The sequence below is a fragment of the Streptomyces sp. NBRC 110035 genome, from assembly GCF_000829695.1.
GTDB lineage: Bacteria > Actinomycetota > Actinomycetes > Streptomycetales > Streptomycetaceae > Streptomyces.
The window spans coordinates 116291-139963 of the sequence record NZ_BBNN01000035.1 but is presented as its reverse complement, the minus strand read 5'-3'; the positions used below and the strand labels follow the sequence as shown (position 1 = coordinate 139963).

The 23673-nt window shown below is 72.6% G+C and carries 24 protein-coding genes and 1 pseudogene; 12 read left to right on the top strand and 13 right to left on the bottom strand.

Translation table 11 applies throughout. The annotated features are described in order from the left end of the window. The 3 genes from TU30_RS35605 to TU30_RS38385 all read left to right on the top strand — a co-directional run. A partial coding sequence (locus tag TU30_RS35605) for a transposase (protein WP_042173598.1) occupies nt 1–1067 on the top strand: 1067 nt, incomplete at its 5' end. A gap of 9 nt (nt 1068–1076) precedes the next feature. Beyond that, on the top strand, nt 1077–1487 hold the full coding sequence (locus tag TU30_RS24450) for a hypothetical protein (protein ID WP_042173596.1): 411 nt from the start codon (nt 1077–1079) through the stop codon (nt 1485–1487). Between the two features lie 280 nt (nt 1488–1767). Next, entirely contained in the window at nt 1768–2136 is a 369-nt protein-coding gene (locus TU30_RS38385) for a hypothetical protein (RefSeq protein WP_370626705.1), read from the top strand. A 21-nt stretch (nt 2137–2157) separates the two neighbouring features. Here the strand turns inward: TU30_RS38385 and TU30_RS34535 are convergent. The 5 genes and pseudogenes from TU30_RS34535 to TU30_RS24420 all read right to left on the bottom strand — a co-directional run. Beyond that, nucleotides 2158–2578 (bottom strand): annotated as a pseudogene (locus TU30_RS34535) (group II intron reverse transcriptase/maturase); the annotation flags it as partial. 569 nt (nt 2579–3147) lie between these two features. Next, the gene (locus tag TU30_RS24435) at nt 3148–3522 is read right to left on the bottom strand and encodes an IS3 family transposase (RefSeq protein WP_042173592.1); all 375 of its coding nucleotides are present in this window, start codon (nt 3520–3522) and stop codon (nt 3148–3150) included. A gap of 287 nt (nt 3523–3809) precedes the next feature. Continuing rightward, a complete protein-coding gene (locus tag TU30_RS24430; protein ID WP_234307975.1) occupies nt 3810–4307 on the bottom strand; it encodes a MazG-like family protein in 498 nt (165 codons plus the stop codon). Nucleotides 4308–4378: 71 nt separating this feature from the next. After that, nucleotides 4379–4921, bottom strand: coding sequence for a DoxX family protein (locus tag TU30_RS24425; RefSeq protein WP_042173590.1), 543 nt, complete (start codon nt 4919–4921; stop codon nt 4379–4381). A gap of 435 nt (nt 4922–5356) precedes the next feature. Next, entirely contained in the window at nt 5357–6358 is a 1002-nt protein-coding gene (locus TU30_RS24420; protein ID WP_042173588.1) for a Gfo/Idh/MocA family protein, read from the bottom strand. 184 nt (nt 6359–6542) lie between these two features. Between TU30_RS24420 and TU30_RS24415 the strand changes: the two genes are divergently transcribed. From TU30_RS24415 to TU30_RS24405, 3 genes are all read left to right on the top strand, one after another. Next, nucleotides 6543–7994: a multidrug effflux MFS transporter gene (locus tag TU30_RS24415; RefSeq protein ID WP_078878481.1), complete on the top strand. Its 1452-nt coding sequence runs from the start codon at nt 6543–6545 to the stop codon at nt 7992–7994. A gap of 11 nt (nt 7995–8005) precedes the next feature. Next, nucleotides 8006–9124 (top strand): serine hydrolase, encoded by a 1119-nt coding sequence (locus TU30_RS24410; protein WP_042173651.1) that lies wholly within the window; start codon nt 8006–8008, stop codon nt 9122–9124. 235 nt (nt 9125–9359) lie between these two features. Next, entirely contained in the window at nt 9360–10373 is a 1014-nt protein-coding gene (locus tag TU30_RS24405) for a small ribosomal subunit Rsm22 family protein (RefSeq protein WP_042173586.1), read from the top strand. Here the strand turns inward: TU30_RS24405 and TU30_RS24400 are convergent. Further along, a complete protein-coding gene (locus TU30_RS24400; RefSeq protein WP_042173584.1) occupies nt 10370–11098 on the bottom strand; it encodes an NAD(P)-dependent oxidoreductase in 729 nt (242 codons plus the stop codon). The two genes, TU30_RS24405 and TU30_RS24400, sit on opposite strands and share 4 nt — an antisense overlap. Before the next feature lie 94 nt (nt 11099–11192). On the opposite strand from TU30_RS24400, the gene TU30_RS24395 reads away from it, so the two are divergent. Continuing rightward, nucleotides 11193–11876, top strand: coding sequence for a TetR/AcrR family transcriptional regulator (locus TU30_RS24395; protein WP_042173582.1), 684 nt, complete (start codon nt 11193–11195; stop codon nt 11874–11876). Between the two features lie 92 nt (nt 11877–11968). On the opposite strand, the gene TU30_RS36135 is transcribed toward TU30_RS24395, so the two are convergent. Further along, nucleotides 11969–12271 (bottom strand): hypothetical protein, encoded by a 303-nt coding sequence (locus TU30_RS36135; protein ID WP_042173580.1) that lies wholly within the window; start codon nt 12269–12271, stop codon nt 11969–11971. A 240-nt stretch (nt 12272–12511) separates the two neighbouring features. Beyond that, entirely contained in the window at nt 12512–12739 is a 228-nt protein-coding gene (locus TU30_RS24385) for a DUF6243 family protein (protein ID WP_042173579.1), read from the bottom strand. A gap of 100 nt (nt 12740–12839) precedes the next feature. On the opposite strand from TU30_RS24385, the gene TU30_RS24380 reads away from it, so the two are divergent. Together TU30_RS24380 and TU30_RS24375 are read left to right on the top strand one after the other, a co-directional pair. Further along, entirely contained in the window at nt 12840–13496 is a 657-nt protein-coding gene (locus TU30_RS24380) for a TetR/AcrR family transcriptional regulator (protein WP_042173577.1), read from the top strand. Between the two features lie 183 nt (nt 13497–13679). After that, entirely contained in the window at nt 13680–14417 is a 738-nt protein-coding gene (locus TU30_RS24375) for a bifunctional DNA primase/polymerase (RefSeq protein ID WP_042173575.1), read from the top strand. Between the two features lie 67 nt (nt 14418–14484). On the opposite strand, the gene TU30_RS24370 is transcribed toward TU30_RS24375, so the two are convergent. The 4 genes from TU30_RS24370 to TU30_RS24355 form a co-directional block, all read right to left on the bottom strand. Continuing rightward, complete coding sequence (locus TU30_RS24370; RefSeq protein WP_199816892.1) at nt 14485–15522, bottom strand: hypothetical protein; 1038 nt, start codon at nt 15520–15522, stop codon at nt 14485–14487. Nucleotides 15523–15685: 163 nt separating this feature from the next. Continuing rightward, nucleotides 15686–16522, bottom strand: coding sequence for a heme ABC transporter ATP-binding protein (locus TU30_RS24365; RefSeq protein WP_199816891.1), 837 nt, complete (start codon nt 16520–16522; stop codon nt 15686–15688). Further along, the gene (locus TU30_RS24360) at nt 16519–17562 is read right to left on the bottom strand and encodes an iron ABC transporter permease (RefSeq protein ID WP_042173644.1); all 1044 of its coding nucleotides are present in this window, start codon (nt 17560–17562) and stop codon (nt 16519–16521) included. Before TU30_RS24360 ends, TU30_RS24365 begins: the two co-directional genes overlap by 4 nt. A 92-nt stretch (nt 17563–17654) precedes the next feature. After that, nucleotides 17655–18725, bottom strand: coding sequence for an ABC transporter substrate-binding protein (locus TU30_RS24355; protein ID WP_078878479.1), 1071 nt, complete (start codon nt 18723–18725; stop codon nt 17655–17657). A gap of 107 nt (nt 18726–18832) precedes the next feature. Between TU30_RS24355 and TU30_RS24350 the strand changes: the two genes are divergently transcribed. The 3 genes from TU30_RS24350 to TU30_RS24340 all read left to right on the top strand — a co-directional run bounded on the left by TU30_RS24350 (nt 18833) and on the right by TU30_RS24340 (nt 23124). Then, on the top strand, nt 18833–20332 hold the full coding sequence (locus TU30_RS24350) for an HtaA domain-containing protein (protein WP_042173572.1): 1500 nt from the start codon (nt 18833–18835) through the stop codon (nt 20330–20332). A 29-nt stretch (nt 20333–20361) separates the two neighbouring features. Further along, nucleotides 20362–21936 (top strand): HtaA domain-containing protein, encoded by a 1575-nt coding sequence (locus TU30_RS24345; protein WP_042173570.1) that lies wholly within the window; start codon nt 20362–20364, stop codon nt 21934–21936. 738 nt (nt 21937–22674) lie between these two features. Next, on the top strand, nt 22675–23124 hold the full coding sequence (locus TU30_RS24340; RefSeq protein WP_042173568.1) for a hypothetical protein: 450 nt from the start codon (nt 22675–22677) through the stop codon (nt 23122–23124). Nucleotides 23125–23191: 67 nt separating this feature from the next. Here the strand turns inward: TU30_RS24340 and TU30_RS24335 are convergent, their stop codons facing one another. Next, entirely contained in the window at nt 23192–23650 is a 459-nt protein-coding gene (locus TU30_RS24335) for a hypothetical protein (RefSeq protein ID WP_234307974.1), read from the bottom strand. Nucleotides 23651–23673: the final 23 nt, after the last annotated feature.

Genomic DNA, 23673 nt, shown 5'->3' with positions numbered 1-23673 from the left:
ACATCGAGGCCGTGCAGACCCTGCGGCAGGTGCTGGTGCAGACCTGCTGTCTGCACACCGATGCGCGCGGGCGGGAGGTGGTCAGGAAGCGGGAGGCCGAGACGGACGGCGTCCCGCCCGGCAGTATCCGCCCGGCCTCCCCCTACGACACCGACGCGCGCTGGGCCGCCAAGGGCGAGGACCTGTTCTGGTGCGGCTACAAGATCCACCTGACCGAGAGCTGCCACGCTCCGGCCGAAGCCGAAGCCGAAGCCGAAGCCGAAGCCGAAGCCGAAGCCGAAGCCGAAGCCGAAGCCGAAGCCGAAGCCGAAGCCGAAGCCGAAGCCAGGGCCGACATCCTGCCTCCGAACCTGATCACCGATGTGATGACCACCGACGCCACTGTGCCGGACGTGAAGGCGACCGCCCCCATCCAGCAGCGGCTCGACGAGCACGGACTGCGGCCCGGTGAGCACTACCTGGACTCCGGCCACCCTTCTGCCGGCCTCGTCCACGACGCCGCGAAGCAGGGCACCGACATGGTCACCCCGGCCCTGCTCGACCACTCGGCGCAGGCCAAGGCCGCGAGCGGCTTCGACAAGGCCGCCTTCACCGTCGACCGGAAGACCCGCCAGGCCCGCTGCCCCGAAGGGCGGACCAGCAGCGGCTGGTATCCCGTCACCCAGCACGGCCGCGACGCCATCGTCGTGGAATTCGCCAAGGCCGACTGCCGCACCTGCCCCTCCCGCGGCAAGTGCACCGCAGCGGCCCGCGGCAACCGCATGCTCACGCTGCGGCCGAAGGAACTGCATGAAACCCTCGCCGCCGCCCGCGCCGAGCAGAAGACCGACTCCTTCAAGACCCGGTACAAGCCGCGGGCCGGGGTGGAGGGCACCATCAACCAGGCCCTGGACGTCACCGGGATCCGCCGGGCCCGCTACCGCGGACTGCCCAAGGTCCGCCTCCAACACGCCTTCTCCGCCGCCGCTATCAACATCGTGCGACTCGACGCCTACTGGAGCGCGCATCCCCTGGACCGCCACCGAACCAGCCGCCTCACCCGCCTCAGCTACCAACTCACCAGCTGACCAACGGAATTGCGCACCAGAGTCAACGCCAACGCGTACGAGTACTGCGCGGGCGACCCCGTCAACTGCTACGACCTCAACGGGACCTTCCGCTACAGTTACTGGAAGAACGCGTGGTGGTCGCCCATCCAGTACTTCTGGCTGAAGGTCAAGTTCACCTGCAATGAGACAAGGACGCTGGCCTGGGGTTCGGGACTGGCCGGCGGACTGCTCGGTATCGTGAAGGACTATTTCCCGGGATACTGGAAGCACGTTGTCAACGGCATGCGTTTCTATGCCTGGTACATCGCCGCCACGGCTGGCTACATCTACTACCGCACCAAGAGCTGTGCGACAGTCCAAGGCGGATCCGCTAAGTGGCGGTACGGCCGGTCGTCGGGGTGGCACATGCTGCCCATGGCCTGGAAGAGCCGATGCTGACCCCGAAAGCGGACCGATGAAAATGAAAACTAATCGCCTGATGGGTGCCGCAGAGGCAATCGCATGCGTGGCCCTGGCCGGAATGTGCATATCTCTGGCGGTGGGCGGACATCCCCTGGCCTGGCTCTTCGGCTTCGGAAGCCTCTCTTTCGCTTGGGACCTGTGGCGCAGGTTCGATAGGACGAAGGCCCACAACGGGGATCCGACGGGTCAGCACGACCACTAACCCGTCCCTATCAGAACAGAGGGTCTGCCGTGGTGCCCACGGCAGACCCTCCGCGTGAGGGCAACCGTCGCCGCTCGGAGGGATGGTGACTGGGTCGACGCGGATAAAGACGGCTGCAGCACTCGCAACGAAGTCCTCCTCGAAGAGGCCGTCAACGCCCCCGAGACCAGCGGGCGCTGCGCCCTGACCGGCGGCACCTGGTACAGCCCCTACGACGACACCTACGTCGACGGCGCCCGCGACCTCGACCACCTCGTCCCCGCACGGAAACCGCAGTTCAGTGGCCCGCTGCTGTCTCAGATCGGTGTCATTTCCTCAGACTGTCCAGCCGCCCCCACCACTGTCCGGGGCGTCACGAACCTGCATCGGCAGCCATCCGTTCCATCCACTCACGCACCTTCACTGCTCGCTCGATGCGGCTGACGATGTCCTTCCAGACCGCCTCTCAAAGATCGGCTCCAGCACCAGTTTCAAGGACGCCTGGACCACCCGGTCGGCCACGGTCGGGATGCCCAGGCGGCGGAGCTTCCCGCCCGCCTTGGGGATCATCCGCTCGCGCACCGGCAGCGGGCGGAAACTGCGGTCCTTGATACTCGACCGCAGTCCGTCGAGGAACTCCTCGACGCCCTGCCATGCCTCGATGGAACGGGCCGTTCGCCCGTCCACCCCCGGCCGTCTTCGCGCCCTTGTTCCCACTCACCCGATCCCACGCCACCAGCAGGAACGCGGGATCGGCAACGAGGTTGAACAGGTCGCCGAACCTGCGACGAGGATCGTCACGGGCCCAACGGTGCAGTTTCGCCTGGATCTTCAGTACCCGTCGCTCCGCTGTGAACAAAGCGTGCTCCAGTTCGTCGGTGTTCACCAACGACCGCGTCCTCCTGACCTTCCAGTAACAGCCACTGCTCGGCTTACTGGCCCCCTTCGCCCTGCGGCCGCCTCTCGCGACCTCCACAGCGGGTCGTCACTCCCGCGACTACTACGGGGCCTCCGCCCCGCCCCACGGTCCTCGGCCGGAACGGGCCTTCCCGCCATGCCGGACCGGCTGTCCGGCAACGGGGCGAACCGGGGAACGGTTCCCACGTTCACCATGCGATCGGTCGGTCAGGGAAGTGCCCAGCTCTACTCCGGCAGCATCGCCGCGTCTACGCCGCAGACCTTCAACGCGGCCTCCCCACCGTCAGAGCTACACGGCTTCGGAGTTGAGGACCCCGGATGACCCGGACCCCTCACGCACTGCACACCGGCCCGGTATCCACCAGGTTTGAGCCGGCTTCGCTGTTACGGAGCTTCGACCACTGGTTCACTCGCGTTACACCTTCTGACCTCGCTCGACGAGCCCGTGCCGTCTGGCAGTTCCGGCACGACTCGCCTTTGTCGGGGCCGCTTGCCACGCCTCACCGGCGTCCCTGGATCAGGCTGCCCCCAGCTTCGTCAGGCCGCTGCGACGGCCCAACGGAAGTGGTCTTGCACCGCCTCCCGATCACCACGGCGCCTCGTGGCGCACAGCTCGGCCGCGAAGAAACTCGCCGCCGCCTTCAGGATCTCGTTGGCCCGCTTGAGTTCGGCGTTCTCCTTCTTCATCGCCTTGAGCTGGGCGGACTCCTCCGTCGTCGTCCCCGGCCGCGCCCCCGCGTCGATCTCGTGCTGCTTCACCCGGTTCCGCAGCGTCTCGCGGGAACCGATGCCGAGCTTCTCTGCCACCGCCTGCAGGGCGGCCGTCTCGTCCGAGTGGCCGTCGCGCACCTCGGTGACCATGCGCACCGCACGACGGCGGAGCTCAAGCGGGTAACGGGAAGGTCGTGCCATGACTCAATCCTTTCATGAAATCGAGTCTCCATTCGAGCCGGGGCGGTTCATCCGCGAGTGAGGACGGAGGGGCCGGCGGCCACGGCAGGCTGAGCCGGAACCCGTGATCCGGCCCCGTCGCGGCAGCGTCGGGGCCGGCCCCGTAGCCGGCATCCCTGCGCCGGTCGGTTTACGCCGGTCGCCCTGCGCCGGTCGGCCTTCACCGCCGCCTGCTTCGCCCAGCTCGACCTGGCCCCCCACCGGCCGCACCGACCGCAGGGCTCCCGCCGCCCTCCCGCCGCCCTCCCCTACCTGGAGGGCGGCGCCTCCCGGCGCTCCCGACCGGCGGTACGGGCGTCCGGGCCGAGCGAACGCGCGGCGACCTGCGCCACATGCCGGGTGAACACCTCACCGGCGTCGGGGGTGAGGGAGCGCAGGGCGACGAGCGCCGTGAGGGCGACATCGCACAACTCCGAACCGACGTCCTCCCAGGAATGCGTGGTGCCCTTGCGCGGGTTCTGCCCGGTCGCGCCGATCACCGCCTCGGCGACCTCGCCGACCTCCTCGGACAGCTTCAGCACGCGCAGCAGCAGCGCCTCCCGGCCGCCGACCGCGCGGTGGGCGTCCAGCCAGGCGTGCAGGCCGTCGACGGAGTCCCAGAGACCGTCCGGTGACGAGCAAGAGGCGGGGGACGGGGAGGAGGCCGCCGAGGGTGAGGCCGCCGTGGGAGAGGCCGGGGAGGGGGAGAAGGGGAAGGAGGGGGACACGGGCGGGTTCGGGATCGGGCTCGGATGCGTGTCGCTCATACGCCAGACCCTGGCACAGGGCGCCGACAACGCCCGACCGGCCGCCCGACCCGCCGGCCGTCGCCCGGCCGTCAGTCGAACAGAACGTCCTGCTCGCCCTCCCGCGCCCGGCGCAGGCGCCGGCTGCGTGCGCCCACGACGACCGCCGTGGCCGCCGCGGTCGCGGCGAAGGCCGCGACGACCATCCAGTCCCGGTCGGCCGAGTGCCCGAGGGCGTGGTCCAGCGAGAGGCGGCCGGGCCCGGTGACGGCGAGGCCGGCCGCCGTCAGCCCCAGGGTCGCGGCGTGTTCGTAGCCGCCCTCCTGGTTGAAGAAGCCGTTGGGCGCGTGCACGGCGGCCGCGCCCGCCATCGCCCCGGCCGCCGCCGCACCCGCCGCCGGAGTGGCGAGGCCGAGTGCGAGCAGCGCGCCGCCGCCCGCCTCCGCGAGGCCCGCGGTCGTCGCGCTGACCCTGCCCGGTGTGTAGCCGATGGTCTCCATGAACTGGCCGGTGCCCTCGATCCCGCCTCCGCCGAACCAGCCGAACAACTTCTGTGTGCCATGGGCCGCCAGGGCGCCGCCCGTCCCCAGCCGGAGCAGCAGCAGGCCCAGATCACGTCGGTCGTAACAGGTCACGTCGTCTCCCGGTCCCCGAGCAGTTCCCAGTCCCCGAGCAGTGCCGGTGCCCGAGCAGTGCCGGCGCCAGTCGCAGTCGTTCGGCGTGACCACCGTCGCACTCCGGCGTCCGGCCCTGCCTGCGGCCGTCCCCCGTTCGGGTGGTGCGGCCGGCGCCCTGGGGCGGCCGCACGCCAGACCGGCGCGGCAGCCGTCCCGCCCACCGGCGCGTACCCCGCGGCCCCCCGCGGGTCCGCCCCCTACCGGTGCGGTGGAACGACTGCCGCCTCCTCCCCCTCGATGTGGTCTGCGGAGTCCGCGGAAGCCATCGGCCTCACATGTGAAGCTTTCGTGCAGGAGGGTTGAGCATACGCCCGCCGCGTGCCTCCCTGCTGCGGACCGTTGCCTTTCGTTTGTGCAGCTTGTGAATTCCGGAGGTCTTGACTCCGGATCGGCTCAGCCGGCTTCCCCGGGGTAGCGGACGCCGATGCGCTCCCGGATCGCGTCGAGCGTCCGCATCACCGCGAGCGTGCCGTCCAGCGGGACGAGCGGGGACTCGGTCTCGCCGGCCCGCAGGGCACGCATCGCCTCGGCCGCCTCGTGCTTGAGGGTGTTGCGGGACCCGTCCGCCGGGTCCGCGGTGAACTCCTCCGCGTCCCGGCCCTCCCGGTGCAGCACGAACCGGTCCGGGAAGAAGAAGCCGTACGGGATGTCGATCCGGCCCTCGGAACCGGTGACCGACGCGGAGGTCGCGGTGCCGCCGACGATGGAGCAGTGCACCGACGCGACAGCCCCGTTCTCCCAGGAGAGCAGCGCGCCCGTCTGGAGGTCGACCTTCTCCTCCGAGAGCGTGGCCTTCGCCACGACGTCCGACGGCTCCCCGAGCAGCAACTGCGTGAACGACACCGGATACACGCCCAGGTCCAGGAGCGCACCGCCGCCCAGCGCCGGGTCCCGCAGCCGGTGCGACGCGGTGACGTTCGCCGCCAGCCCGAAGTCGGCCTGCACCGTGCGCACCTCACCGATCGCGCCGTCGTCGATCAGCGCCTTCAGCCGCCGCACCATGGGGTGGCAGTACATCCACATGGCCTCCATCAGGAAGCGTCCCCGGTCGCGTGCCAGGCCGACCAGTTCCGTCGCCTCGCGCGCGTTGAGGGTGAACGGCTTCTCGCACAGCACGTTCCGCCCGGCCTCCAGGCACAGTCCGGCCGCGGCCCGGTGCGCCGAGTGCGGGGTGGCGACGTAGACGATGTCGACCTCCTCGTCCCGCGCGAGCGACTCCCAGTCGCCGTACGCCCGCGGTATCCCGAACCGCTCGGCGAACGCCTTCGCCGGCTCGGGCGACCGCGAGGCCACCGCCACGACCTCCGCGTCCGGCAGATCGACCAGATCCGCCGTGAACGTCGCGGCCATGCCGCCCGTCGCCAGAATTCCCCAGCGCACGTTCTGCCCTGTCATCCGTTCCGCCCTTGCTCGTTCGTGGTGCATGGTTCGTTCGTCGTTCGTCGTCCCGGTCACTCTTCGGTGGAAGCGCTTCCATGACATCCTCGCGAACATCTTCACCCGGGAACGCCGCTCCGGGCGAGCACCCCGTACGGACTGAGAGCATAGGGAGCCTGCACACCAGAGAGGGAGGGGCCACATGCCCGAGGGCGGGGCGTCCACATCCACCACGACATCGAGTACGGCGCCGGGCACGGCCACTGCGACAGCCACCGCGGGCAGGGGGAGCCCCCGCGGGAACCCGGGGGCCCCGGTACGGGTGACCGCGGCGACCCGGGCGACCCTCCTGCTCACGCTCATCCTGGGCAGCCTGACCGCCACCGCCCCGCTGGCGATGGACATGTACCTCCCCGCGCTCCCCGAGGTCACCCGGTCGCTGGGGTCGACCGCGTCCACCGTCCAGCTCACCCTCACCGCCTGCCTGGCCGGTATGGCGCTCGGACAGCTGGTGGTGGGACCGATGAGCGACCGGTGGGGGCGCCGCAGGCCGCTGCTCGTCGGCCTCGCCGCCTACATCGTCGCCACCGCGCTGTGCGCGATCGCGCCCAGCGTGGAACTCCTCATCGCCTTCCGGCTGGCCCAGGGCCTCTCGGGCGCGGCCGGCATCGTCATCGCGCGGGCGGTGGCCCGTGACCTGTACGACGGCGTGGCCATGGCCCGCTTCTTCTCCACCCTCATGCTGGTCTCCGGCGTCGCCCCGATCATCGCCCCGATCATCGGCGGGCAGGTGCTGCGGGTCACGGACTGGCGGGGCGTCTTCGTCGTCCTCACCGCCCTCGGCGTCCTGATGGCGGCCGTGGTGTGGGCGAAGCTGCCGGAGACGCTGAAGCCCGCCGAACGGCATCGCGGCGGGATCGGGGAGGCGCTGGGTTCGATGCGCAGGCTGCTCGCCGACCGGGCCTTCAGCGGCTACGTCCTCACCGGCGGCTTCGCCTTCGCCTGCCTCTTCGCCTACGTCGCCGCCTCCCCGTTCGTCGTCCAGGAGATCTACGGGGCCTCCCCGCAGACGTTCAGCCTGCTGTTCGGGGTCAACTCGGTGGGCCTGGTGGTCATGGGCCAGATCAACGGCAAGGTGCTGGTCGGCAGGGTCCGGCTGGACCGGGTGCTCGGCCTCGGGCTCGCCGTCGTCGTGACCGCCTCGACCGCGGTGCTGCTGATGGCGCTGGGCGTGTTCGGGGACGTCGGGCTGGCGCCGATGGCCGTCGCGCTGTTCGTGCTGATGTCCGCCATGGGCATCACCATGCCCAACACCCAGGCGCTCGCCCTGATGCGCGTCAAGCACTCCGCGGGCTCCGCGTCCGCCCTGCTCGGCACGTCGTCCTTCCTCATCGGTGCCATCGCCTCCCCGCTGGTCGGGATCGCGGGCGAGGACACCGCCGTTCCGATGGGCGTCGTCCAACTGACCGCGGCCCTGGTGGCATCGGCCTGCTTCCTGGGAATGTGCCGCCCCTGGCGCGGGCGCACGGCCGCGGACGACGGAATCACCCTGCGTCCCCGCGCGGCCGGAGGACCCGGCGGACCCGGCGGAAGCAGTACAGCCGACGGAACCGACGGAACCCGTGGTACCGGGAGAGCGGAGGCGGACAGCTGAGCGCACCGAGACTGCGCCACGGGACACCGGAGCGGGCCGGGCTCGACCCCCGCGAACTCGCCGCCCTCGTCCGCGAGGTCCGCGCCCGCACCGCCGGGGAACACCCCTGGGCCGCCGGCGCCGTCGTGGTCGCCGGCCGGGGCCCGGTGCTCGCCGTGCGGGAGGCGGCGGGCTGGGCCGTACGGTACGCGGCGTACGACGAGCGGACCGGGGCCGCGGTGGAACTGCCGCCCGGCGACCGCGTGCCGATGACCGTGGACACCCCCTTCGACCTGGCGTCCCTGACCAAACTGTTCACCTCGGTGGCCGCCGTCCAGCAGATCGAGCGCGGCACCCTGGGCATCGACGCCCGGGTGGGCGCGTACCTGCCGGACTTCCCGGCGGCCGTACGGCACGGCGTCACCGTCCGGCAGCTGCTCACCCACACCTCCGGGCTGCGCCCCGAAATCCCGCTGTACGACTGCGCCGACGACGCCGAGCGCCTGGCCCGGCTCCGCGCGGAGCGGCCGATCGGGGGGCCCGGCACGTACTGCTACTCCGACCTGAACATGCTGCTGCTCCAGCACCTCCTGGAGCGCCTCACCGGCCACGCCCTCGACACGCTCGTCCGCGACGGCATCACCCGGCCGCTCGGCATGACCGCGACCGGCTTCGGCCCGTGCCCGGGCGCGGCGGCCACCGAGGACCAGCGGCGGCCCTGGGCCAAGGCGGACCGGGGCATGCTGCGGGGCGAGGTGCACGACGAGAACGCCTGGGCGCTCGGCGGTGTCGCGGGCCACGCCGGTCTCTTCTCCACCGGCCCCGACCTGGCGGTCTTCTGCCGCGCCCTGCTGGCGGGCGGCTCGTACGGTCCCGCCCGCATCCTCGGCCCCGACTGCGTGGACCTGCTTCTCGCCCCGCCCGGCCTGGGCTTCGCCGTGGACCAGCCGTGGTTCATGGGGGAGCTGGCCGGGCGGGGCGCGGCCGGCCACACCGGCTTCACCGGCACCTCCCTGGTGCTGGACCGCGCCACCGGCACCTACCTCGTCCTCCTCGCCAACACCGTGCACCCCCGCCGCCCGCCGGCCCCGTCCAACGGCCCCCGCGCGACGGCGGCCACGCGGGTGGCCCGCGCGGTCCGGGGGAAGTGAGGGGCGCCCCACGGACGGGCGGCGCCCGCCGGGCCGGGGCGGCCGACGCGGCGGCCGGCGCACCGTCGTGGCAAGACCGCCGACGTGCTCGAATCCGGTCCCGGCGTGGGCCCCGTCCTTCCGCGGGCGTTCGTCCCGCTCCCGGGACTCTTCCCGGCGACGGCCGCCGCGGTGGAGTGGGTGCGGTGTCGTGGCCGGTGGCGGGGGCCGTCCGCCCGCGCCGTAGAATCGCGAGGTGAACGCCCCCGCTCCCGTCTCGCCCGGCTCTCCCGCCGCCACCCTGCGCGGCGCGCTCGCCGGGCTGCTCGACGGGCTTCCGCCGCGGCAGGCGGCGCAGGCCGTCGAGCGGCTGATCGCCACCTACCGGGGTGCCACCCCGACCGCGGCGCCCATCCTGCGCGACCGCGCGGACGTCGTCGCGTACGCCGCGTACCGGATGCCCGCCACCTTCGAGGCCGTACGGTCCGCGCTGACGGCGTTCGCCGACGCGGTGCCCGGCTGGACGCCCGGCGACCACCTCGACCTCGGCGGCGGAACCGGCGCCGCGGCCTGGGCGGCGAGCGCCACCTGGGACGGGAAGCGGCCGGTGACCGTCCTCGACTGGGCCGAGCCCGCCCTCGCCCTCGGCCGGGAACTCGCCGCCGCCCACCCCGCCCTCGCGGACACCCGCTGGCAGGGCTCCCGGATCGGCGCCGCGCTCACCCTCGAGCCCGCCGACCTCGTCACCGTCTCCTACGTCCTCAACGAACTGACCGGCGCCGACCGCACCGCCCTCGTCGACGCCGCCGCCGGTGCCGCCCGGTCCGTCGTGATCGTCGAACCCGGCACCCCCGACGGCTACGCCCGGGTCATCGAGGCCCGCGACCGGCTGATCCGGGCCGGTCTCCGGGTCGCCGCCCCCTGCCCGCACAGTGCCGCCTGCCCGATCGTCCCCGGCACGGACTGGTGCCACTTCTCGGCGCGGGTCAGCCGTTCCTCGCTGCACCGCCAGGTCAAGGGCGGCTCCCTCGCCTACGAGGACGAGAAGTTCAGCTACGTCGCCGCCACCCGCCTGCCGGTGCACCCCGCCCCCGCCCGCGTCGTCCGCAAGCCGCAGATCCGCAAGGGCCAGGTCCTCCTCGACCTCTGCGAGACGGACCAGGCCCTGCGCCGCACCACCGTCACCAAACGCCACGGCGACCTGTACCGGGCGGCCCGGGACACCGACTGGGGCGCCCCCTGGCCGCCGCCGGCCGGCGAGGCGTATTAGGTGTTCTGTCCCGGGAGGCTGTGAGAGCCGCCGGTATGGGCGAGGGCGCTGGGAGTTCGGCAGCCGACGATCGCGGGGGCCTCCTGGACGAGCGTGTCGTCGGTGAGGGCTTCCACCATGAACAGCGCGAAGTCCACCCGGCGCGTCAGGTCGCCGGCCAGTACCGGATCGCCCACGTGCCGGCTCCACACCGGTAGACCCTGGCTTTCACCTTCCTCCAGGCTGCTGCCGCGCACCACGGTCCACCGGGTGTCGCTGGCGAACACCCGTCGGCACGCCTCCACCTGGTCGTCGATCTCGACGGCGCGGACGAGCTTGCCCAGCGCGGCGGCGATCCGGACGCCCATGGTGAACATCCGCGAGTACTTGTCCTTGCCGTCGCGCGTGATGTGCCAGCCGCAGGAGAAGACCAGGCGGGCGCCCGGCCGTGCATGGTCGAGCACCGCCTGTGCCGTGCCCGACGCGTACTGCTGTACACCCCAGGGCACCAGGACCGTCAGCACCCCGTCGCACCCGGCGACCGCCCGCCGGATCACCTCCGGGTCGTTCGTGGGTCCGGGAACGACGGTCATCCGGCCTTCGAACCCGGCCAGTTTCGGCACGCTGCGCTCCCGGCACACGCCGACCACCTCGTAACCGCGTTCCAGTGCGTGCCCGACCATGTACTGCCCGAGCTTCCCCGAAGCCCCGACGACGCAGACCTTCTTCACACGATCCGTACCCATGGCACAGCCCTTTCACCGGAACGCTTACCTTATGTTGTAAGGCACGCTAGACTTACACCGTAAGGCAGTCAAGGGGGGCGAACAGGAGGGGCGGATGCGTGAGGGAGGCAAGCGCCGGCGCGGGGCGTCGGCGCGCACCCCGCTCAGTCGCGAGCGCGTGATTCGTGCGGCGGTGGCGGTGGCGGACGAGAAGGGGTCGGCCGCGCTCACCATGCGGGCCGTCGCCGAACCGCTGGGAGTCGAGGCGATGTCGCTCTACCACCACGTGGCGGGCCGGGAGGACATCCTCGACGGCATGGTGGACGCGGTGTTCGGCGAGATCGACCTGCCGCCGCGCGACACGGACTGGAAAAGTGCCATGCGTCATCGCGCGGCCTCCGCCCGTGCCGTCCTCCGGCGCCACCGGTGGGCCATCGGCCTCATGGACTCCCGCTCCCGGCCCGGCCCCGCGACCCTGCGCCACCACGACGCCGTCATCGGGGCGTTGCGCGCCGGAGGGTTCTCCGTCCCCATGACCGCGCACGCCATCTCGCTGATCGACAGCTACCTGTACGGCTTCGTGCTCCAGGAGCTGAGCCTGCCGTTCACGGGCGCGGCGGAGCTGGACGAGGTCGCAGGCGCCATCCTGCGCGACATGCCCGCCGACACCTACCCCCACCTCACCGAACTGGCCACCGGGCACGTCCTCGAGCCCGGCTACGACTACGCCGACGAGTTCACCTTCGGCCTCACCCTCATCCTGGACGCCCTCCACCCGGACGAGACCGCGAACGCCTAGAAGATCTTCAGCGGTCTTCCAGACGGTTTCCTGTGCCAGTGGTTGATCCATGGGTGCGACGTGACGTCTCCTGCTGGTGCGTCAGTTCCTCGTCAGGGCCCGAAACCGGAACCGCTGCTGTTGTCCGCCGGTGGGCGGGCGGTGTCGGAGCGGTGGACGCGTCGGGCGACATCGGCCCAGGCACTGGCCCTGCGCGCGCGGATCGTGCCCGCGTGCGCGGGTACGGAGGTGCCGCCGGTCGTGGCGGTCGCCCGGGATCTGCGGGTGGCCGCCGACACCGTCCGCAAGTGGCGGCGACGGTTCCTCGCCGACCGCCGGACGGCCTCGTTGGCGAGCCCCGGCCGGGCCGGCCGCCCGCCATCGGCGTTGATCGGACGGAAAGCGGTCGTGGTCACGTCCGGCCGGCTCCTCCTGGACCAACCAGGCCGAGCGGTGGTTCGGCTTCCCGGCCGACCGGATGATCCGCCGCGGCGCCCACGAAAACGCACAGACCCTCGAAGCCGGCATCCGCCGCTGGGTCAAGGACCGGAGCGAAGGTCCCGAGCCGTTCGTCCGGCCCGAGACCGCCGAAGGGATCCTCGACTCCCTCGCCCGCTTGTGCCGACGGATCTCCGGCGCAGGGCGCCGGGCCCGGTTCAGGACCGGTTCCCGGGCTCTCCGTCACCTCCTTCCCGGTGCTGTTCCTGCTGCTGTTCCTGCTCCCGTCGCTCCTGGAGCCTGCGCAGCAGTTCGCGCTTCCGGGCCCGGGCGTCGAGCCCGCCGCCGATGCGTCCGCCGCGGCCGCCGCCGCGCAGGGCCTCGCGGCCGAGGTGCTGCCGGGTGCCGCCGACGCCCAGCATGTTTCCGGATCCGCCTCGGGACATGGTGATCTCCCTTCTTCGAACATGTGACGATACGTATCGTCTCGCTTGCCCCCACTCTCAGGCGAGACGTATCGTCTTGTCAACTTGGTACATTCGAGACATGGCCTCGAACAGCTCCTCGTCCCCCGACTCCACCCGCCGCAGCGAGCGCTCCCGCCGCTCCATCTACGACGCGGCCATCGCCCTGGTCGTGGAGGTCGGCTACCCGAAGACCACGATCGAGGGCATCGCCGCCCGGGCCGGCGTCGGCAAGCAGACGATCTACCGGTGGTGGCCGTCGAAGGCGGACGTCCTGCTGGAGGCCTTCCTCGACCTCGGCGAGCAGACCGCCCGCACCGCCGCGGAGGAGCGCGGGACCGTCGAGGACGGGCAAGGAGGGCCGCAGGGCCAGGGCATCCCCGACACCGGGGACCTCGCCGCCGACCTCAAGTCCGTCCTGCGCGCCACGGTCGACGAGCTGCGCAACCCGGCGTTCGAGGCGCCCTCCCGCGCCCTGGCAGCCGAGGGCGTCGTCAACGAGGAGCTCGGCCGGAGGCTCGTCGCCAAGCTGCTGGAACCCTCGCTCCAGCTCTACGTCGACCGGCTGCGCTCCGCGCAGGAGGCGGGCGACGTCCGCCCCGGGATCGACCCGCGCATCGCCCTGGAACTGTTCGTCTCACCACTCGCCCAGCGCTGGCTGCAGTACACCGGGCCGATCTCCTACGAGTACACCGACACCCTCGTCGACTACGCCCTGGGCGGCATCGCACCCCGCTGACCGGGCCCGGCGCCGAAGGGCGAGTGCACCTGCGGGCATACCTTTCGCCCCGTGGGGCACCCCTCGTCACGTCCGGGCCCCGCTTGTCCCGGCTGCGCCGATTGCGGGCTCCGGCCCCCGGAGGCGCAGGATGGTGAGACCATGGGGCATGCTGTGGAGCACGACGGCGAGGCGAGGAGCTAGATGAGCGCGGAGTTCGGCGGCAGGGCCGGCAGGCAGGGCAAACTCTCCCGGTGGCTGCGCGGGCGCCGCCCGGAACCGGCCGTCGACGAAGGCGGCCGCGAGGCCCTGCTGCTGGCCGCCGCCGGTGCGGGACTCCCGCTCGCGCCCGCCGCCCACCCGGCCGGATACGGCTGTTCCTGCGACCGCGTCGGCTGTCCCACTCCCGCCCGGCACCCCGTCTCGTTCGCCTGGCAGTCGCAGTCCACCACCGACCGTTCCCAGATCGAGCGCTGGGCCCGCCACCAGCCGCAGGCCAACTTCATCACCGCGACCGGCATGGTGCACGACGTACTCGACGTGCCCCTCGAAGCCGGTCACGAGGCGTGGGAGCGCCTGCTGGAGGCGGGGGTCGAGGTCGGTCCCGTCGCGCAGAGCGACGACGGCCGCATGCTGTTCTTCACTCTTACCCGGGGCACCCCCGAGGACGAGGACGAGTGGTGGCCGTGCGAGCTGGACTGCCACCCCGAGACGATGGACGAGCATCCGGGCCTGCGCTGGCACTGCCGCGGTTCGTACGTCCTGGTGCCGCCCGCGCGGCTGCCCGGCGACGACAGCCGGTCGGTGCACTGGCTCCGCGGCCCCGAGCATCCGCTGCCCGACCCGTTGAGCCTGCTGGAATACCTCACCGACGCCTGCGCCCGCCACGTCGGCGAGCACCCCGACCAGGCGGCCGCCTCGGCCTGGCCCTCGCGCCGCTGACCCGCCGCGACACCCCGGCCCCCCCGCGGTCCGGTCGCGCCGCAGGGCGGCGACGGCGGCGGACGCGCTACTCGCCCTTCGCCGACGTCAGTCCCTGGATCCGCCCCAGGATCTCCACCTCGCCGTCGCCACCGCCGACGTCGCCCGGGGCCAGAGCCACCTCGTTGGACACGAACTCCATCGTCAGGGTCCGCCGTATCTCGCCGGTGGTCAGCGCCAGTACGTCCTTGTTCGGCGTCGGCACGGACGTCCCGGCGGCGGCCGTCTGCCTCTCGAAGTGGCGCGTGGTGAAGAAGACCAGCGCCCCGCCGTCCTCGGTACGCAGCGCCAGCGGCGCGTAGTCGCCGTTCGCCATCGGCTCGTCGATGTACTGCGTGGCCAGCCCCGGCCGGGCCGACTGCTTCGTCCGCAGCGCCCGCCACGCGCTGGTGTGCGGCCCCTCGGCGAAGGCGGCGCTGCCACCGTCCTCGCCGTCCTTCAGATAGCTCGCGTACGCCGCGCTCAACTCGCCGGGCGGTACGGCCACGTCGGTCGCGTTCGCGGGCACCGCCTCGGCCCAGCCGTCCTCGTCCACCGCGAACCCGGGTATCTCGTCCGGGGCGACCAGCGTCAGGTACGCCGCCTGCCAGGTCTCGTCCAGCCCGCTGCGCGTGAACACCAGCAGCCAGCGGGAGTCGCCGCCCTTGTTGCCGGCCGCGTCCGCGAGGAACCAGCGGGGCCAGCCGGCCTTCTTGGGGATGGTGAACTTCGCGTCGGTCAGCTTCAGCGGCGCGTGCCGGGGATTGCCGTCCGGGCTGTCGGCCTTCCCGGCCGTCAGCCGCGCCGTGTCGATGTCGGCCAGCGCGCCGGTGGTGTGGTCGGCGTCCAGGGAACTGTCGTACGCCTTGTCGGCCTTGTTGTAGGCGGCCGTGAACTCCTGGAGTGCCGTGGCCGCCTCGGCGCGGGTGGTGGCCGGAAGCACCTCCCGCTCACCGTGCACCACCACGCAGCCGCTTGCCGTCAGCGACAGAGCGGCCACCGAGGCGGCCGCGATCAGCACGCTCCGGTCGAACCCGTGGGGCCCGTGGAACCCGCGGAGCCTTCGAAGGCCGAGACACCTGCTCATCCGGATCCTTCACCTTCCCCTTCCCCGAGCCGAACCCTACCGGGGCGGGGTGCGGCGCGAACGCCGGGACCGGGTACAGCGGCCACACCGTGACCCGGCGCGGAACCCGCCCAGGTGAGAGGGCTGGAGGGCGAGGGGACGGAGGGGTGCATGACGGCCGGTGTCAGCCGTCCCTGGTCGGGAGGACCAGGACCGCGCCCGTCCGGGGATGCGGGAGCACCTCGACCGGCTGGCCGTACACCTCGGACAGCAGTTCCCCGGAGAAGACCGCCTCCGGCGGCCCGTCGGCCGCCACCTCGCCGGCGCGCAGGACGGCGACCCGGTGCGCGTAGGCGGCGGCGAGCCCCAGATCGTGCAGGACGACCACCACCGCGTCCCCGGCGAGCGCCCGTGCACGGCACAGCCGCAGCACCAGCTCCTGGTGCCGGAGGTCGAGCGCGGCGGTCGGCTCGTCGAGCAGCAGCAGGGGAGCGCGCTGGGCGAGCACCCGGGCGAGGGCGGCCCGGGCCCGCTCGCCGCCGCTGAGCGCGGAGAACGGGCGCGCGGCGAAGCCGGTCACCTCGGTCGCGGCCATCGCCTCGGCCACGGCCGCGTCGTCGTCGGGGCGGGCCGAGGAGGCCGAGGCGGCCGAGGCCCAGGGCGCCCGGCCCATCCGGACCACGTCCTCCACCGTGAAGGGAAACGACAGCGATGCCGACTGAGGCAACACCGCACGGCGCAGAGCGAGTTCAGGCGCGGACCAGGCCGAAGCCGGGCGCCCGTGGATCCGTACCGCCCCTGCGGTGGGCGGAAGATCGGCGGCGAGGACGCTCAACAGCGTCGACTTGCCCGCCCCGTTGGGCCCGGCCAGGGCCAGCAGTTCCCCGGCCCGGACGGTGACGTCCACCTCCGTGAGCACCTCACGGGCGCCGAGCCTGACGGACAGCCCCGCCGTCTCGGCGAGGACGTCACCGGGCTCGGGGGCGGGCGGTGGGACGGGACGGTGACGCAGGCGGATCACGCCCAGCCTCCTTGCTTGCGGCGGGTACGGCGCAGCAGCCAGAAGAAGAACGGGCTGCCGATCAGCGCCGTGAGGACACCGAGGGGAAGTTCGGCGGGCTCGGCGATCGTACGGGCCGTCAGGTCGGCGGCGAGCAGGACCAGCGCACCGAGCAGCGCGCTGCCCGGCAGCAGGAACCGGTGCCCGGGACCGGCCGCCATCCGCAGCAGGTGCGGGACGACCAGACCCACGAACCCGACGACCCCGGAGACGCTCACGGCCGCCGCGGTCAGCAGCGCGATGATCAGCACGAGGACGATCCGCAGCCGCTCCACGTCCACGCCCAGGTGCCGGGCGGGCCGTTCGCCGAGCGCCAGCAGGTCCAGCCGGCGCGCGTACGACGGAGCCACGGCCAGACCCAGGACCGCGCACGGCAGGACGGCGAGGACCTTCGGCCAGGTCGCCTGGGACAGCGAACCCAGCTGCCAGAAGGTGATCTGGTTGACGGCGGCGGTGTCGGCGAAGAAGAGGAACAGCCCGATCAGCGCGCCCGCGAAGGCGTTCACCGCGATACCGGTGAGGATCAGTGTCACCACCTCGGTACGTCCGCCCGAGCGGGACATCACGTACACGAGCAGCACGGTGACGAGACCGGCGGCGAACGCCAGGACCGACACCGTCCAGTTGCCGGCGAAATCGAGCCCGAGCGCGATCGCCCCGACCGCGCCCACCGCAGCGCCGGAGGAGACGCCGATGACGCCCGGTTCGGCGAGCGGGTTGCCGAACACACCTTGCATCAGGGCGCCCGCGCAGCCCAGCGAGGCGCCGACGAGCAGCGCGAGCACGATCCGCGGGAACCGCACGTTCCACAGCACCGACTCGGCGACCCGGTCCAACTCCGCGCCACCGAGCCCGAGCCGGCGCTGGATCGAGGTGAGGACGTCACCGACGGGCACGTGGTAGGCGCCGGTCGCGGCGGCCACGGGCACCAGGACCAGCAGGCCGGCGACGAGCCCGGCGGTCAGCAGGCAGGCGGTGGTGCGCCGTCGCCGGGGCTTCACGGGGGAGGGGGCGGCGGTGGACGGGGGTGGGGGAGCCGGCTCCGGTTCCGGCCGCCGTTCCGGTTCCGGGCGTGCGGGCTTCTCCAGGAGCGTCACGCGGCACCGTCCGTGTCCGCGCCCGTGTCCGTGTCCGTGTCCGTGTCGTAGAGTTGCTCGACGACCGACGTGAGCACCTGGTCCGTACGGGGACCGTAGTTGAGGAGCACACCGTCCTCGACGGAGATGATCCGCCTGTCCATCCCGGCCGGGGTCTGTGCCACACCGGGGATCTCGACCAGTCCGTCCACACCGCCGACGGACTCGAGTCCCTCGGCCATGACGAGAATCGCGTCGGGTGCCGCCTTCACCAGTGCCTCACTGGTGATCGCGGTGAAGTCCTTCTCCAGCCCGGAGTCGGCACCGGCGTCGACCGCACCGGCGGCCTCGATCAGTGAGGTCGCGCCCGAGCCCCTGCCGCCGATGAGGTACACGGAGGCGGAGCCGCGCAGGTAGAGGAAGGCGACCCGGGGCCGGGGGCCCTCGTCCGGGACCGCGTCGCCGACGGCGTCGATCCGCTGCTCGGAGCGGCTGGTCAGTTCCCTGCCCGCGTCCGGTACGCCCAACGCGTCGGCGACGGACCGGATACGCGGGCCGACGTCGCCGAGGCCGGCCGCCGGGTCGACGACCAGGACCCGGACGCCGGCGGCGCGGATCTGGTCCATCGCCTCGGCCGGTCCGGACGTGCCCTCGGCGATCACCAGGTCGGGGCGCAGGGACAGCACGCTCTCCGCGGAGACGTCATGTCCCCTGGTGACGACGGGAAGTTCGGCGGCCTCCTCGAAGGTGGTGGTGACGTCGCGGGCGACGACCCGGTCCCCGAGGCCGAGGGTGAACACGATCTCGCCGAGGCTGCCGGAGAGCGGCACGAGCCGGTCGGCCCGCTCGACGGTCACCTTCCTGCCGTCGGCGGAGCGGACGGTGACCGGGAGTTCGGGGCTCCGGGTGCCGGCGAGGGGTTCCAGGCGGTCGGAGACCGGGGAGGCGTTCCGAGAGCCCCGCGAAGAGCCGTCCGCGCCCTCCGCCCTCGCTTCGGTGCCCTGCGTTCCGGAGGGTCCTCCGCAGGCGGTCGTGGTGAGGGTGAGGGCGAGCACGGACAGCAGTGCTCCCGCCAGTTCGGTGCGCAAGCGTCGCACGGTTCGTCCGTTCCTCTCGTCACTGCGGATGGTGCCTGTGGTGCAGCTTAGGTTAGCCTTACCTCACTTTCTACTGGTCGTCACCCGGAGGATCCCCCATGCCCACCCGCCCACGCGCTCTGGTGACCGTGCTGTGCGCGGCCGTCCTGGGGGCCCTCCTGGGGGCCCTCCTCCCGGCCGCCACCGCGCACGCCGAGAACCGCACCGTCCAGGGCGGGCGGCTCGACTGGGGCATCAAGTCGTCCTTCCAGAGCTACGTCACCGGGCCCGTCGCGAAGGGGAGTTTCTCCCTCACCGGCGGCGCGGCCACCGTCGGCGGCGGCGGATTCCGCTTCCACTCGGCGGCCGGCGGCTACGACGGGGACGAGGGCACCTTCCGCGCCTCCTTCTCCGGCGGAGTGCGCTTCCTCGGGCACGGCACGGAATCCGGCGGCCACCAGCTCGACCTCACCATCAGCTCGCCCACCGTGAGCATCTCCGGCTCCTCGGGCACGCTCCACGTGGACGTCGTGAGCAGGGCGAGGGGCACCGGGGCGGTCACGACGTCCCGTCAGGTGCCCTTCGCCTCCCTCTCCCTCGGCGGCATCGACATGCGCGGCGGCGGCACCTCCGTCGTCCTCGACAACCTGCCCGCCACCCTCACCGCCCAGGGCGCCCGGTCCTTCGCCGGGTACTACACCGCCGGCACCGCACTGGACCCGGTCAGCCTCTCGGCGGACGTGCAGCAGGCGGCGGCCGGCCGGCCGCCGAACACGCCGGAGCCGACGTCGCCCGCGCCGAAGGAGACATCGAAGAAGAAGCCGGCCACCGAGGAGAGGACCGAGCTGACCGACGGCGCCGTCGACTGGGGCGTGCGCCGCACCTACCGCGAGTACGTCACCGGCGACATCGCCCAGGGCAGGTGGACCCTCTCCTCGGGCGCCCTCGACGGCGGTGCCCTCTACCGCTTCCCGGGCGGCGAGGGCACGTTCGAGGACGGCGACCTGACCGCCGCCTTCGACGGCACGGTCCGCTTCACCGGCGGGCACGGCCTCGACCTGCGGCTCAGTGCCGTACGCGTCACCGTCGAGAACGACAGGGGCACCCTGTACGCCGATGTGAGGAGCCCGGACCACAGCGCGAGAAACGCTCCTCTGGTCACCTTCGCGGCGAAGGACCTCAAGGCGGAGGACGGCCTGGCCCGGCTCACCGAGGCACCCGCGAAGCTCACCGCCGACGGCGCCGAGGCGTTCGGCGGGATGTATCCCGAGGGCACCGCGATGGACCCCGTCTCCCTGGCCGTCGCGCTCACCGACGACGCCGGACTCCCCGCCCTCCCCGACCTCGGCAGCACCCCGACGCCCGAGACCGCCTCACCCGAGACCGCCTCACCCGAGGCCGCGACCGGCCCGTCCGCAGAGCCCGTCGCGAGCACGGTGCAGGACGACGGCGGCGGCCTCCCCCTCCTCCCCCTCGCCCTCGCGGCCGGACTCCTGTCGGCGCTCGCCGCAGTGGCCGCGTTCCTCGTCCGCAGGCGCCGCGCACAACCGGCCGCGGACACCGCAACCCTGCAGGGCACCTCGCAGGACACCCAGCAGAGCACCTCGCAGCGCCACTGAACCGATCGATCCCAAGGAGAAACCCGACCATGCCCGTAAGACGCCGCCGCCCCACCGCCGTCGCCGCCGCCGTGGCCACGGCCGCCGCCCTCGGCGCCACCGCCCTCACCGGCGCGACCTCCGCCGCGGCGGCCGAAGTCCCGCTCAGCGGCTACGAGCTGACCTGGGGCATCAAGGAGTCGTACCGCACCTACGTCGCCACCTTCGCGAAGGGCACCTTCACCCCCGCGGGCGGTGCCACCCAGGCCGACGGCAACGGTGCCTTCACCTTCGTGAACGGCATCGGCAGCTACGACTCCACCGCGCACACGGTCGACCTCGGCTTCGAGGGCGCGCTGGCGATCGAGTCCACGGCGCACGGCTTCGCCCTCACCCTCTCCGACGTCAGGTTCGACAGTGCGGCCGCCGAGATCACCGCCGACGTGACCCGGGGCGGCGAGACCGAGGACGACGTACCGCTCGCGACCGTCACCGTCACCCGCGCGATGACGGACATGGCGACCCGGCTGACCGAGGAGGCCGGGGAGGTCTTCGGCAGCGCGAGCTACGCGGGCGCGGCCGGCGACCCGCTGACGGTCGTCCAGAAGACCGAGCCGACGCCCACGGACCCCGAGCCCACGGACCCCGAGCCCACGGACCCCGAGCCCACGGACCCCGAGCCCACGGACCCCGAGCCCACGGACCCCGAGCCCACGGACCCCGAGCCCACGGACCCCGAGCCCACCGAACCCGAGCCGACGGCCGACCCCACGGACGAGCCCACCTCGCCGGAGGAGACGGACGAGCCGACGGACGAGCCCTCGTCCCCGTCGCAGTACCCGTCCCCGTCGGCGTCCACCACCTCCGACGCCCCAACCCCCGCGCCGGCCAAGGGCGGGATAGCCGACGGCACCCTCGGCTGGGGCGTGAAGGAGTCCTTCCGCACGTATGTGGTGGGCCCGGTCGCCAAGGGCAGGGTCACCGCGTCCGACGGCGCGTCCCAGGCCTCCGGCAACGGCGCCTTCACCTTCGCCGACGCGTCCGGCGCCTACGACACGGACGAGGGCACCCTCAACGCCTCCTTCGAGGGCGCGGTGAACTTCAAGGGCCACGAGGAGAGCGGCGGCGCGTACGGCCTCGACCTCACCCTGACCGACCTGAAGGCGACCCTCGACGGCGGCACGGGCAGGCTGTCCGCCGACGTCGACAGCCTGGGCGAGGAGTCGCAGGATGTGGTCCTGGCCACGCTGAAGGCGAAGTCGCCCGGGCTGACCGCCAAGGACGACGTCATCACCGTCAACGACGTCGCCGCCACCCTCACCGAGGCCGGCGCGGAGGCCTTCGGCGACTTCTACACCGCTGGCACGGCCCTCGACCCCGTCGACCTGTCGGTCGCCGTGAGTGACGACGCCGACCTTCCGGGCGGCACCGGCGGCAGCGGTACGGGTGGCACGGGCACCACCGGCTCGACGACCGGCTCCACCACGGGCGGCCTGAACGGCGCCCTGGCCAGCACCGGTTCGAACACCCCGGTCGCGGCCATCGGCGGCGCCGCGGCGGCAGCGGTCGCGGCGGGCGCGGCAGCGGTCTTCGTGATGCGCAGGCGCCGTTCGACGATGGAGTGAGCCGGAGCGCGGTGACGTGACGGCGTGACAGGGAAGGGCTCCCCCTCGGCAGAGGGGGCGCCCTTCCCTGTCCCCACGGTCTAACGGTTGAAGGCAGGCAGGGCGAACCGGGCGACGAGCGGGAAGCCGTCCTCCCGGGTGCTCTCGGCGTTCACCGAGTACACCACCGTCCGGGACAGGTCCCGGGTCGCGGCCAGAACCGTGTGGTAGCCGGACCGGGATCCCGTCTTGCCCCAGAGCCGGGGCCCCGGTCCGCAGATTCCGCACCCCGGGGGCCCCCGCCCAACTCCCCTTGCCGCCGACCCGGACGAGAGCGGCCGAGACGTCCCCGTCGGGAGCCCGGTGAGGGCTTTCTCCAGAGCGCCGACGTCGGGACCGGCGGGGTCAGGGGCGACTCCGACGGACGGGACGGCCGCCGCGGAAGCTGTCCCGGGGGGATGGGCGGCGGCCACCCCGGCCAGGGGGCCGAGAGCCAGCCCGGCCAACAACGCGGAGGCAACGGCGATACGGGCATGGTGATGGGCATTCATGTACGGGTTCTCCTGCTTTCCAGGGGGCAGTGCTTCGGACGGACTCCATCCTGGTGATCACGCGCGCCACCGGGATCCTGCGCGAAGAGGAGCCGACCTCGCATGTCCGAGGCCCGGTTCTCGGGGTGACTAGTCGCACAGGTCGTTTGAACGAGTTGTTTAAAGCGACTCGTTGACATGTGACTGTGTGGTGCCTCACCCTTGTCCCATGCCGCCGACTTCCGAACGACGCCCCGACCCCTTCACGCCCCCGCAGCCGGAGCAGGCGCGGGCACAGCGCGTCCACGCGTCCCTCTTCCGCATCGCCGAGCGGCACGCGGCCACCGACGAGCAGCGCCGCAGGCAGGTCCACCCCTCGGTCCTCGGCCCGCACGAGGCCGTCAGGCTGGTGTCGTTCCTGCTCAGCGGAGCCGCGCAGTTGGACGACGGGGAACCGGAGGTGGACCGGGCCGACGTCACGGCCGCGCTGAGCCTCGTGCCGCTGGTCCGGGGAGAGCTGGACGAACTGGAGACCGGCCTCCTCCAGATGGCCCGAGGCCGCGGGATGACCTGGCAGGAGATCGCCTTCGGCCTCGGCCTCGGCACCCCCCAGGCAGCCAGACAGCGTTACGAACGCCTGGCCGGCCGGACGGCGGCCACCGAGGAAGGCCCTGAGTAGGAGGGTCCGCCGTACGCCTCCGCGCACCTCGCGCCTCCAGGTATTCGGTCAGGCGGTCATCGTGGACTCAGCACCATTCCGACTCCGCACGATCCGCGACGATCTCCACGTGGAGAACGTCTTTCTCCGGGCTCTCCACACCCAGGTACGCGGTCGTCCCGTCCACCGACTTGGTGAAGCAGCCGGGCACGGTCTCGCCGCCGTCCGTGGTCCGAGGCCGCCAACTGTCGGCCTGGGCGGCCTCCCGGTAGTGCCGCACGGCCGTCTTCGGCGAACCGCCGTACCGGTACCGCGTCCCGACGACCACGAAACGGTCGTCGTCGCACTCCTGGTAGCGGCTCGCCCGGTCCGCCCCGTCCGGCGCTGTACCCAGGACCGTCTCGTCGGCCAACGCCTCGGCGGGCCGGTCCTCTCCCTCGCCGCAGCCGTAGGCGGTCAGGAGGTACACCGAGGGCAGTCCCACCAGCAGCAGCCCCGAAGCGGCCACGGCGGCAGCCAGTCCGGATCCCGCCCCGATTCCCCTCATGCCGAAGGACGCTAGCGCACCCA